Annotated in this window: 9 protein-coding genes and 1 pseudogene; 5 read left to right on the forward strand and 5 right to left on the reverse strand. The window is 44.5% G+C overall.

Features of this window, described 5'->3' with window-relative positions; translation table 11 throughout:
- Positions 1 to 9: 9 nt before the first annotated feature.
- On the forward strand, positions 10 to 1680 hold the full coding sequence (gene gldG, locus VQ048_RS06610; protein ID WP_327610900.1) for a gliding motility-associated ABC transporter substrate-binding protein GldG: 1671 nt from the start codon (positions 10 to 12) through the stop codon (positions 1678 to 1680).
- Positions 1681 to 1768: 88 nt separating this feature from the next.
- Here the strand turns inward: gldG and VQ048_RS06615 are convergent, their stop codons facing one another.
- Positions 1769 to 2197, reverse strand: a complete 429-nt coding sequence (locus tag VQ048_RS06615; RefSeq protein WP_327610901.1) for a DUF4268 domain-containing protein — start codon at positions 2195 to 2197, stop codon at positions 1769 to 1771.
- Positions 2198 to 2241: 44 nt separating this feature from the next.
- Here VQ048_RS06615 and VQ048_RS06620 point away from each other — a divergent pair, with 44 nt between their 5' ends.
- Entirely contained in the window at positions 2242 to 2649 is a 408-nt protein-coding gene (locus VQ048_RS06620) for an RrF2 family transcriptional regulator (RefSeq protein ID WP_327610902.1), read from the forward strand.
- Positions 2650 to 2745: 96 nt separating this feature from the next.
- Here the strand turns inward: VQ048_RS06620 and lpdA are convergent, their stop codons facing one another.
- From lpdA to VQ048_RS06640, 4 genes are all read right to left on the reverse strand, one after another.
- On the reverse strand, positions 2746 to 4149 hold the full coding sequence (lpdA, locus tag VQ048_RS06625) for a dihydrolipoyl dehydrogenase (protein ID WP_327610903.1): 1404 nt from the start codon (positions 4147 to 4149) through the stop codon (positions 2746 to 2748).
- 106 nt (positions 4150 to 4255) lie between these two features.
- Entirely contained in the window at positions 4256 to 4945 is a 690-nt protein-coding gene (locus VQ048_RS06630) for an LrgB family protein (protein ID WP_327610904.1), read from the reverse strand.
- A gap of 2 nt (positions 4946 to 4947) precedes the next feature.
- Positions 4948 to 5292, reverse strand: a complete 345-nt coding sequence (locus tag VQ048_RS06635) for a CidA/LrgA family protein (protein WP_327610905.1) — start codon at positions 5290 to 5292, stop codon at positions 4948 to 4950.
- A 135-nt stretch (positions 5293 to 5427) separates the two neighbouring features.
- The gene (locus VQ048_RS06640) at positions 5428 to 6105 is read right to left on the reverse strand and encodes a YceI family protein (protein ID WP_327610906.1); all 678 of its coding nucleotides are present in this window, start codon (positions 6103 to 6105) and stop codon (positions 5428 to 5430) included.
- Positions 6106 to 6417: 312 nt separating this feature from the next.
- Here VQ048_RS06640 and acs point away from each other — a divergent pair.
- From acs to nhaA, 3 genes and pseudogenes are all read left to right on the forward strand, one after another.
- Positions 6418 to 8331 (forward strand): annotated as a pseudogene (gene acs, locus VQ048_RS06645) (acetate--CoA ligase); the annotation flags it as partial.
- Between the two features lie 334 nt (positions 8332 to 8665).
- Complete coding sequence (locus tag VQ048_RS06650; RefSeq protein WP_327610907.1) at positions 8666 to 10867, forward strand: RelA/SpoT family protein; 2202 nt, start codon at positions 8666 to 8668, stop codon at positions 10865 to 10867.
- A gap of 19 nt (positions 10868 to 10886) precedes the next feature.
- Positions 10887 to 12038: a Na+/H+ antiporter NhaA gene (gene nhaA / locus VQ048_RS06655; RefSeq protein WP_327610908.1), complete on the forward strand. Its 1152-nt coding sequence runs from the start codon at positions 10887 to 10889 to the stop codon at positions 12036 to 12038.
- Position 12039: the final 1 nt, after the last annotated feature.

Raw genomic sequence — 12039 nt, forward strand, 5'->3', positions numbered from 1 at the left:
TTATAGAAAATGAAAAAAACTCGTCTTTTCTACCCTTTTCTCCTCGGTATTCTTTTGATCGGAAGCCTCGGCTGGTTTTCCCTAAGGTTCGATTGGACCTCGGAAAAACGCTATACCCTATCCGAAGCTTCCGTAAAGGTTTTGAAAACCATACAAAAACCCCTTTTGGTTGAAGTTTATTTGGAGGGCGATTTTCCTGCCGATTTCAAACAACTTCAACGCGAAACCGAATTCATGCTGGGAGAATTCCGAAAAATCAATCCCAAAATAGATTACAAACTCATCGACCCCATCAAGAATAAAATCGCCCAAGATACCCTGATGGCCATGGGAATGGAACCTTCGATACTCCCCGATTTGAAAGACGGAAAAATACAGCAAATTGTGGTTTTTCCTTACGCCGTGATAAAATACGACGGCTATGGCACTTCCGTCCCGCTGATTCTTCAACAATCCGGAATGTCCCGTACCGAACAAATGACTCGCTCCATCGAGAATTTGGAATACGCCCTGATTTCCAACCTCAGAGCCATTACAATAGAAGAACGGAAAAATATAGGCATACTCGTGAATCACGACGAACTAAAACCCACCGAATTTCAGGTTTTCATGCAAATGGCTTTGGAAAACTACAACGTAGGCCCCGTGATTCCGAACCAAAAAGGCGAATTGACCATGGACGACGTTCCCAATCTCAAACGTTTTGATGCTTTGGTCATCGCCAAGCCCCGCAAGCCCTTTACCGACGGAGAAAAAGTGATTCTAGACCAATACATCATGAACGGAGGGAAAACCCTTTGGATGCTGGATGCCGTGAACGCCGAAATGGACACGCTTTTTCACGCCAAAAAGATCATGGCCTATCCCGTTGATTTGAATTTGACGGACTTCCTTTTCAACTACGGGGTCCGTCTGAATCCCGGACTGGTAAAAGATTTCAAAAAATCCGCTCTGATCAGGCTTGCCACCGGAGAAGTGGCCGGAAACCCTCAATACAGCAGTTTTATTTGGCCTTATTTCCCTTTGGGAATCGCTGAAAAACAACACGCCATCACCCGAAACATTAATCCTGTAAAATTAGAATTCCCAACCTCTATCGACACCCTGAAACGGCCGGGAATCCAAACCAAAGTGCTCTACGAAAGTAGCGACCGAACAGCCGTAAAAACCGTACCAAATTACATTTCGCTTTCCGAGATTGTGCGTTTGGACTCATTGGGTGAGGCAGAACGCCCCACTCCACCTAAAATTTTTGCCGTCGCTCTGGAAGGTAAATTTCCGTCCGCTTACGCCCAACGGAGTGAAAAAACAACAGTCCCCAATTTTCGAGCCCAAAGCCCCGAAAATAAAATGATCGTAATCGCCGACGGCGACGTGGCCCGTAACCAAGTCCTGAAAGGAGCCCCGCTTCCCCTTGGAGAAGATTTGCTGACCAATCAAAAATACGGCAACGAACAATTTTTAAGAAACGCTCTCGATTATCTATTGGACGACCAAAACCTAATTTCGCTTCGAAATCGAAACATCGAAGCCCGACTTCTGGATCGCCAACGCATCGGAGAAGAACGCCGCTATTGGCAGTTTTTCAACCTGTTGCTCCCCTTAGGAATTCTCGCCGTATTAGGCACCTTTTTCTACGGTCTAAGAAAAAGAAAATTCGCTCCTCCGAGAAAAAAATAAATTCACTTGCAGCGAAAATCTTACGCCGGGACAAAATCCCGGCGCTTCTTATTTTCAATCCCAAAATAAAAAGGGTAAAAAAAGGAAATCAAACGTCTTTTATAAAATCTTCATACTCCAAATAAAACCGCTCAAAACCATCCATCTTTTCAACGAAAAACGAAAAAACCTCCTGCCACGTCGCCTTATTAAACACCGAAACCCCTTGTTTTTCCACCCAAATGCGGCTGATAACCTTGCCATTTTCCAAAACATAAGATTCTTCACGGAAAAACGCTCCGATATAGTCTTCCAAAATCGCTTCCAAAGACCAGATTTTTTCATGGTAAATCTCGCGGAGCAACGCATCCTTCATTTCAATATCCAGAGAAACCTCCGCCTTTTTGTTATCAATAAAAAACTTGAACGAAAAATCCTTAATCTTGGTATCGTACAACATCCATTTCCTCGGAAAAGATTTTCCGAATGCCGTCCAAAATTCCTTCTTCAACGCCTGTGCCTGCTGCTTAGAAAACATGTCTTATTTTTTTTTGTTTCGCAAAAGTAACCTAAATTTGCCATATGCTTTCGAAAAAATCCCAGTACGCATTCAAAGCCTTAGGTTATTTGACGGAAAACCGCCACAAAGGCCCCGTACTTATTTCCGAAATTTCCGAAGCCAAAAAAATTCCCATCAAATTTCTGGAAAGTATTCTTTTAGAGCTGAAAAAAGCCGATATACTGGACAGTAAAAAAGGAAAAGGTGGCGGCTATTTCCTAAAACAAGAGCCGGACAAAGTTTCTCTGGCCAAAATCATCCGTTTGGTGAACGGCCCCATTGCCATGCTTCCGTGCGTAAGCCTGAATTTCTACCAAAAATGCGATCATTGCAACGAAAACCATTGCGGCCTCCACGACGTTCTCATTGAAGTAAGAGACGCCTCCCTGAAAATTCTAGAAAACAAAACCCTAAGCAACCTCACCGATTAACCTCCCCCAACCTCGCTTAGAAAAGTAAAACTAAAGAACAATAAAAAGCCTGTTTCAATGGAAACAGGCTTCTTTTTATAAAATAAGGAGGCTCCCTTACATATGAATCGCAATCTTGCCCGTCGCATCCAAAGCCGCTTCCTTAATGGCTTCCGCAAACGTCGGGTGAGCATGGGACATTCTAGCAATATCCTCCGCACTGGCACGGAATTCCATCGCGGTAACCGCCGCCGCAATCATATCCGCCGCACGAGCCCCAATCATATGAACCCCCAACACCTCATCCGTCTGTTCATCGGCAATAATTTTGATAAACCCATCAATATCGCCCGAAGCCCGGCTTCTTCCCAATGCTCTCATCGGAAAACTTCCCACTTTAATGGCTCTACCGGCCTCTTTAAGCTGTTCCTCCGTTTGCCCCACACCAGCCACTTCCGGCCAAGTATAAACCACTCCCGGAATAAGGTTGTAATTGATATGAGGTTTCTGTCCAGCCAATTGCTCTGCCACCAAAACCCCCTCTTCCGAAGCTTTATGCGCCAACATCGCCCCCTGAATCACATCACCAATGGCATAGATATTAGAAACATTAGTCTGTAAATGTTCATTCACCTTCACACGTCCCCGCTCATCCAGTTCAACTCCGGCATTTTCAAGACCCAAACCTTTCGTATAAGGCCGTCTTCCAACAGAAACCAAAACATAATCCCCTTCAAAAACCACTTCCTCTCCCTTCTTATTTTTCGCCGTTACCTTAACGGTATCCCCATCGCGCTCCACCGCCGAAACCGCAGTAGAAAGCTCAAACTTCATCTTCTGCTTTTTAAGAACTTTCTGAAGCTCCTTAGACAAAGCCCCATCCATCCCCGGAATAATCTTATCCATATATTCCACCACCGTTACCTCAGACCCAAGACGCAAGTACACCGAACCGAGTTCCAAACCGATAACCCCGCCTCCTATCACGATCAGCCTCTTAGGAATTTCCTTTAAGTTCAAAGCTTCGGTAGAGGTAATAATTCGTTCCTTGTCAATGGTAATGAAAGGCAAAGAAGAAGGCTTCGATCCCGTCGCTATAATCGCATATTGGGTTTCCAAAACCTCGGCCGAACCGTCTTTCTTAGTCACTTTGATTTTTGTGGCGCTCTCAAAACTTCCCACCCCTTCGTAAACCGTAATCTTATTCTTGTCCATCAAAAACTGAATCCCTTTGGTGGTTTGGTCTACCACTTCGTTTTTGCGCTCGATCATGCGGGTAAGGTCCGCCTTGGGCTCATTCACCAAAATACCATGACCAGCAAAACTGTGAACCGCATTATGATAATGCTCCGAACTGTCCAACAAGGCTTTGGATGGAATACACCCCACATTAAGACAAGTCCCTCCCATCGTAGGGTACTTCTCAATAATCGCCGTCTTAAAACCTAATTGCGCAGCACGAATCGCCGCAACGTATCCACCAGGACCAGAACCGATAACGGTAACATCAAATTGACTCATTTTTATTTTTTTGCAGTGTTAATTCTCTACTCTTAGTATTGTTTTTTTACTCTGGCGAATTTACAAAAAATTATTACCCAAGCCAACTCCAGTGCTTCGGGAAAATTCAACAGAGAAAAGGAACCATAACCGGCGCTAAAACCGCTGTGAATATCCCACTAAAAATCAATCCCACGCCCGCAAAAGCCGCATGTTTCTCCCCCATACTTCTGGCCACCACAATACCCAAACCATGCGAAGCCGCTCCCAAAGCCATCCCTTGCCCCATAGGACTGTCAATCCGAAAAAGTCGAAAAACCCACCCGCCAATAACACTGCCCACAATCCCCGTAAAAATAACCGCCGCAACAGTAAGCGCTACCACGCCATCCAAACTCTCGGATACCTCAATTGCAATAGGAGTCGTAGCCGATTTAGGCGCCAAAGAACGAATCAAAACCGCTTCCGACCCCAAGCTCTTAGCTGTCATACAAACACTGAAAATCCCAACCACACTTCCAAAAAAATGAGCTAAAACAATAGGCAAAAGTTGCTTGCGAACCCTCTCCAACTGAAGATACAAAGGAACCCCCAATGCCACCACCGAAGGTTTTAACCAAAAATCAATGTACCGACCAACCTCTCCGTATGTTTCATAAGGAATATCAAAAACCAAAAGATACCCAATAAGTAGCCCCATGGTAACAAGCACCGGACTCAAAAGCACCGAACAAAAACGCGCATGAAGCCGTCCGCTCGCCCAGTAAAAAAGCAAAGTCACCGCAAAAAGAACCAAAGGATTCGACACAAAAGCCATACTTATTTGATTTTTTTTCTAAGGCTTTGATAAACCTTCCCCGTTACTCCAATCACCAAAGCCGTACTTAAAACAATGGAAAATACAAAAGGGAAAAAATTAGCCCTAATTACCCCGAAATACAAAACCAAACCAACCCCCGTCGGAACAAAAAACAGCCCCAAATTGGAAATCAGCAAATCCGAAATCCCCTTAACCCATTGCAGCTTAACCCACCCCTTATGCAAAGAAAACGTCAAAAGAAGCATTCCGATAATACTCGAAGGAAAACGAATCTGCGTAAGATAAACCACCAATTCGCCCAAAGCTAAAAAACCAAAAATAACAAGCAAATAAGGTATAAACATAATTTATTTTTAGGTAAACAAATTTAAACAAAAGCCGCCATATCCTCCTTTTGACAAAAGAAAATCCCGACAGGAGTTTTTTCTATCGGGATTTATAAGAATCCAAAACCAACTTGCGATTTCGGGTTTCGGGTTTTACTTCTTAGCCACCAACGAAACAGTGAATTTCACCTCATCGTTGATTACTTTATCCGCCGCAAGGTCTTTAACCACGCTACCGGAGCTGTAATTCACATTCCAAAGCGTACGGTCTATCACAATCGCATCGGAAGCCAAAGTAACCGCCTCGTCGGTCTGAGTTAACGTCACAGGAAATTTCACAGGGTTACTTTTTCCCTTTATGGTCAACTGGCCTTCCAGGATGGTTTTTTCGTTTTCTTCGGTTACTCCGCTAATATCAAGAGTCGCCGTAGGGTATTTAGACACATTAAAGAAATGATCTTGTCTTTCCGCGTCCTCGCCTTCTCCTTTCAAATGCCCCTCTAGCATTGCTCTTTTTTCGGGATCCGTAATATCGGTCACGGCAATGCTGTTCATATCGATAACGACTTTACCGCCAACAATTTTACCTTCATTTAACACAAGGGTTCCTTCTTTAACATTTACCGTTCCGTCGTGCTTGTCTCCAGAAAGTTTTCCGGCCTCCCACTGAATTTTGGAATCTGCCGCCTGAACCGCATAAGACGTTCCTTCAACCGGAGCCGCTTGCGTTGTTTCCACTTGCGAAGAGGACGTTTCGGATGGGGTTTCTTCCTTACAAGAAGTTACTGCAAGAGCGACAACGGCAAAAAGAGCCAACATTTTTTTGTTCATTGGTTTGTTATTTTAAAAGTTATAGAACAAAGGTATCAATTTTTATTTATTCCATATATAAATTATAAAATTTTAACCTTAATTTTAAGAACAAAAACCTCATCGAACCGAAATCTTCTACCGTTCATCTCCGCCAACCAACCCCACGCGCACTGCCTGCCTCAAAATTTTATTTTTTCAGAAAAGAAAAAAATTATACATTTATTGAAATTAAAACAATGCAGCTTAAATCTAAAAGAATCCGAACAAAAAAAGAAGCATTCACCAAAAAGAATTTAACGTAAAACAAAAACCTATAAAAACAAAAAACCTACGATTATGAAAAATCTGTATATAGACGATTTGCCCGACTATTTCAAACAGTACAAAAAATCCATTAAAAACCCCAAGAAATTTTGGGATCGGATTGCCGATGAAGGCTTTGTGTGGTACCAGCGATGGACCAAAGTGGTGGATTTCGATATGGAAGAAGCCAAAATCAAATGGTTCAAAAATGCCAAATTAAACATAACCAAAAACTGTCTGGACCGTCATTTGGCCGAAAGAGGCGATAAAACGGCTATCATTTGGGAACCTAACGATCCTCGAGAAGAAGCCCAGTACATCTCTTACAAAGCGCTGCACGAAAGAGTCTGCAAAATGGCCAACGTCCTCAAAGAACTGGGCGTGGAAAAAGGCGACCGGGTTTGCATCTACCTGCCTATGATTCCCGAGCTGGCCGTTACCATGCTGGCTTGTGCCCGAATGGGAGCCATCCACTCGGTTATTTTTGCCGGCTTTTCGGATTCGGCCGTTGCTTCGCGCGTTAACGATTGCAAGGCCAAGGTTGTGGTATGTTCGGACGGAAGCTACCGCGGAAACAAAGTATTAGACCTTAAAAGCATCATCGACAAAGCCTTGGAAAAATGCCCCTCGGTCGAAAAAACGCTTGTAGTCAAAAGAACCGGCAACGAAGTGGAGATGAAAGAAGGGCGTGACGTATGGCTGGACTCTCTTTACGAAAAAGCCTCTCCCGATTTCGTTTCCAAAATCATGGATGCCGAAGATCCCTTATTCATCCTCTATACTTCCGGCTCTACGGGAAAACCCAAAGGCATGCTTCACACCACCGCAGGGTATATGGTTTACACGGCCTATACCTTCAAAAACGTTTTCAATTATAAAGAAAATGACATCTACTGGTGCACGGCCGACATCGGTTGGATTACGGGGCATTCCTACATCATCTACGGGCCTTTGGCCAACGGAGCCACCACCGTGATTTTCGAAGGAGTCCCCACCTATCCGCAGCCCGATCGTTTTTGGGAAGTGGTCGAAAAACATAAAGTAACTCAATTTTATACGGCTCCCACTGCCATCCGCTCTTTGGCCAAAGAATCATCAGAATGGGTGGAGAAACACGACCTTTCCAGCCTAAGGGTCATCGGGTCGGTTGGCGAACCCATCAACGATGAAGCCTGGCATTGGTACAACGACCATGTGGGAAAGAAAAAATGCCCGATTGTAGATACCTGGTGGCAAACGGAAACCGGAGGCATACTGATTTCGCCTATCCCTTTCGTAACTCCCACCAAGCCCACCTATGCCACCCTTCCGCTTCCAGGGATCCAGCCTGTATTGATGGACGAAAAACGCAACGAAATTACGGGAAATCAAGTCAATGGAAACCTCTGCATCCGCTTTCCCTGGCCGGGCATCGCCCGTACGATTTGGGGCGATCACCAACGTTATAAAGACACCTATTTTTCGGCTTTTCCAGGAAAATACTTCACGGGAGACGGCGCCCTCAGAGATGAAACGGGCTATTACCGAATCACCGGACGGGTGGATGACGTCATCATCGTTTCGGGACACAATTTAGGAACCGCTCCTATCGAAGACAGTATCAACCAGCACCCTGCCGTAGCCGAATCCGCCATCGTAGGTTACCCTCACGACATCAAAGGCAGTGCCCTGTACGGCTTTGTAATGCTGAAAGAAAGCGGCGAAATTAGAGACCGGGATAATCTGCGAAAGGAAATCAACATGATGATTTCGGATTCGATAGGCCCTATTGCCAAACTGGATAAAATACAATTTGTCGATGCTCTACCCAAAACCCGTTCAGGCAAAATCATGAGACGAATCCTCCGCAAAATTGCCGAGGGCGATTTTAATAATTTCGGTGACACTTCCACCCTGCTCAACCCCGAAATCATCGAAGACATCAAAAACGGAAAACTCTAAATCACAATGGTCGCTTTTAAGTTCTAAGCGTTTATAATCGCCCAAAAATCCCTTGCCACCTTACGCAAGGGATTTTGATTTAGCTCGAATTAAGGCATTGTTAAAGTAAAAAACTGATTTTTATCAATTTCAGACTAAAAAAAGCGTTCTGCATTCCATTTCTTTAAAATTTAGCCTAAATTTGTCGCCATAAAATCGATTGATTTGATTTTAGGTTAAAGTTTAAGTTTTTTTTCATATTTTTCATGAACGCCGCGGAGAAAGTTCTTCGCGGCGTTTTTGCTTGGCTTATTTCGTTTTTTTTCCTACATTCGTGGGTTTAAAGGTTTGAGAGATGTACGATTTAGAAAAAGAAAACAAAGAAATCCTTGCACGGTACAAAGATTTAATCACCAACACTTACCGCACGCTTAACGAAGAACAAAACAAACTCATTCGCAAGGCGTTCGACATCGCATTGGACGCCCATAAAGACCAACGCCGAAAAACCGGAGAACCCTACATCTACCACCCCATAGAGGTGGCCAAAATCGTAGCCAACGAAATCGGTTTGGGAACCACTTCCATTGCCTGTGCTCTGCTTCACGACGTGATTGAAGATTCGGAGTACACCTATGACGATCTCGACAAAATTTTCGGCAAAAAAATTGCGGATATCGTCAACGGATTGACCAAGATATCGATCATGAACCACCAAAACATCTCGATACAATCCGAAAATTACCGAAAACTTCTCCTTACCCTCTCCGAAGATTTCAGGGTCATTCTCATTAAAATTGCCGACCGCCTGCACAACATGCGCACCTTGGAAAGCATGGCGCCAGACAAACAGAAAAAAATCGCTTCGGAAACCGTCTATATCTATGCGCCTCTCGCCCACCGTTTAGGGCTCTATAACATTAAATCCGAACTGGAAGATCTCTCCCTCAAATACAATAATCCGGAAGTCTATCAGGAAATTCAAGCCAAATTGAAACTCGCAAGAGAGCACCGCGAAAAATACGTGGAAGAATTCAAAAAAGAAGTCTCCGAAAGGCTAAAAGAAGAAGACCTGAATTTCACCATTAAAGGGAGAGCCAAAGCCATTTCTTCGATCTACAGAAAAATGCTAAAACAGGGCGTTCCCTTCGAGGAAGTGTTTGACAACTATGCCATTCGGATTATTTATAAATCCGACGCCAAGAACGAAAAATTTCTCGCTTGGAAAATCTACTCTATCGTAACGGACCTTTACCACAGCAACCCTCTGCGAATGAGAGACTGGATCTCCCAACCGCGCTCCACCGGCTACGAAAGTCTTCACCTGACCGTTTTGGGCCCCGATAAAAAATGGATTGAAGTCCAAATCCGTTCCGAACGTATGGACGACATTGCCGAAAAAGGAGTCGCCGCCCATTACAAATACAAAGAAGGATTCCGCCACAGCTCCGACGATCACAATTTTGAACGTTGGGTGAGCGAAATAAGGGAAGTCCTCGAACAGCAACAAAGTCTTTCCACTCCCGAGTTGCTGGATAACATCAAGCTCAATCTCTATTCTAAAGAAGTCTTCGTTTTTACTCCCAAAGGCGAAATTAAAACCCTGCCCGTAGGAGCCACGGCCCTGGATTTCGCTTTTTCCGTTCACTCCGACTTAGGCACCAAATGTTTGGGTGCAAAAATCAACGGAAAACTTGTCCCCATTTCCTACAAGCTGAAAAATGGCGACCAAGTGGACATTCTCTCCTCCCAAAATCAAAAACCAAAAGCCGACTGGCTGGACATCGTAGTCACCTCAAAAGCCAAGTCGAAAATCAAAAATTACCTCAATTCCCAAAAAAACGACATCGTCCAAGAAGGAAAAGAAATTCTTCAGCGCAAATTACGCCACGTCAAAATTAATTTTAATGACGACGTGGTCAATAAAATGCAAAAGTTTTTCAACTTCAAAACTTCACAAGAATTGTTCATCGCCTTCCAAGACGGCACACTCGACACGGGAGACCTCAGACGCTACATCGAAAGCAAAAGCGTCTTCAACAACCTCCTCAACCGTTTCCGAAAATCACCAAACAAAAATCCAGGGCATGACGACGCTTCCGAAACCCATTTGGACATGATCGTTTTCGGAAAGGACGAAGAAAAACTCAACTACGGCTATGCCAAATGCTGCACGGTCATCCCCGGAGATAAAATTTTCGGTTTCATTACCATCTCCGAAGGCATCAAGGTGCATAACGACAATTGCCCCAACGCCATCAACCTAAGAGCCCAATACGACTATCGGGTCATGCCGGCAAAATGGATCAATTCGGAAAGCTTCAAAAACCGCGTCAAAATTGAAGTGGAAGGCCTCGACCGCCTGGGCATGATTAACGACATCGCACAAGTCATCAGTAGCGGCATGAGCATCGACATGAAAGGCATGACCATCTCCAGCAACGAAGGACTCTTTACCGGAACCATTAATCTGGAAGTCAAAAATAAAACCCAATTGGAAGAAACCCTGAAACAAATCAAAAAAATTGAAGGCGTAACCAAAGTAAAACGATTATAAAACCTAAAAATATTACCGAATGCGATTAACCAAGTACTTTCGAGACTTTTTTCACTCCAGCCAGTCTTCGGGAATCCTCCTGATTATCTGCGTTTTCATCTCGCTAATGATAGCCAACTCCTCTTTGGGAGGCCGCTACCAGGAATTACTGGAGCACCCCATCGGCCCTTATTCGCTCAGTGTATGGATTAATGACGGGCTTATGGCTGTATTCTTTTTGCTGGTGGGATTGGAAATCAAACGCGAAATTATTGAAGGCGAACTATCCAACTTTAAAAATGCCTCCTTACCCATTTTCGCTGCCATCGGCGGAATGCTGGTTCCCGCAGCCATCTATGCCGCTTTCAATGCCGGCACGGACTATGCCAACGGTTGGGGAATCCCCATGGCCACCGACATCGCCTTCTCCCTAGCGGTCATCAGTATGCTAGGAAAAAGAGTTCCGGCAGCCATCAAAATATTCCTTGCCGCATTAGCCATTGTGGACGATTTGGGAGCCATTGTCGTCATCGCCATCTTCTACACCGATGAACTCCATTGGAATTACCTTTTAATGAGTGGCGGCATTATCTTACTCCTCGCCGCGCTTAACTTTTTCAAGGTCAAAAAGCATGTCTTTTACCTCGCCCCAGGAGTTGCTCTTTGGTACCTCATGCATCACTCCGGTATCCATGCCACTATCGCAGGTGTACTTTTGGCCTTTACCATCCCCACCAACGCTTCCGATACCGAAATCTCACCATTGGAGAAACTCGAGCACAAACTCCATACGCCCGTTAACTTTTTCATCATGCCGATTTTTGCACTGGCCAACACCAATATCGCTCTTAAATCGGGAATGGTGGACGGCTTATTCACCAATTTCGGCTTTGGTATCATCGGAGGATTGGTCTTAGGAAAAGTCATCGGCATCTGCCTCTTCTCTTTTATTGCCGTAAAAACCAAAATCAGCGGACTGCCCCAACACAGCCGCTGGAGCCACATGATCGGTACCGGATTTTTAGCGGGAATAGGCTTTACCATGTCCATCTTTATCGCCCTACTTTCCTTCAAAGGGCATCCTGAAATCCAAGAAGAAGCCAAATTTGCCATTCTAATCGCCTCCATTTTGTCAGCCATCATCGGATTCAACCTTCTAAAATTAGCCGGAAAGAAAAAAAACGCCGTTTAAA

The sequence above is a fragment of the Bergeyella anatis genome (assembly GCF_036016955.1).
Lineage (GTDB): Bacteria > Bacteroidota > Bacteroidia > Flavobacteriales > Weeksellaceae > JAYWXI01.

Bases quoted from the DNA above. Each gene is read 5' to 3' on its own strand.
- gldG (WP_327610900.1), top strand. From the start codon at position 10: ATGAAAAAAACTCGTCTTTTCTACCCTTTTCTCCTCGGTATTCTTTTG.
- VQ048_RS06615 (WP_327610901.1), bottom strand. From the start codon at position 2,197: ATGTTTTCTAAGCAGCAGGCACAGGCGTTGAAGAAGGAATTTTGGACG.
- VQ048_RS06620 (WP_327610902.1), top strand. From the start codon at position 2,242: ATGCTTTCGAAAAAATCCCAGTACGCATTCAAAGCCTTAGGTTATTTG.
- lpdA (WP_327610903.1), bottom strand. From the start codon at position 4,149: ATGAGTCAATTTGATGTTACCGTTATCGGTTCTGGTCCTGGTGGATAC.
- VQ048_RS06630 (WP_327610904.1), bottom strand. From the start codon at position 4,945: ATGGCTTTTGTGTCGAATCCTTTGGTTCTTTTTGCGGTGACTTTGCTT.
- VQ048_RS06635 (WP_327610905.1), bottom strand. From the start codon at position 5,292: ATGTTTATACCTTATTTGCTTGTTATTTTTGGTTTTTTAGCTTTGGGC.
- VQ048_RS06640 (WP_327610906.1), bottom strand. From the start codon at position 6,105: ATGAACAAAAAAATGTTGGCTCTTTTTGCCGTTGTCGCTCTTGCAGTA.
- VQ048_RS06650 (WP_327610907.1), top strand. From the start codon at position 8,666: ATGTACGATTTAGAAAAAGAAAACAAAGAAATCCTTGCACGGTACAAA.
- nhaA (WP_327610908.1), top strand. From the start codon at position 10,887: ATGCGATTAACCAAGTACTTTCGAGACTTTTTTCACTCCAGCCAGTCT.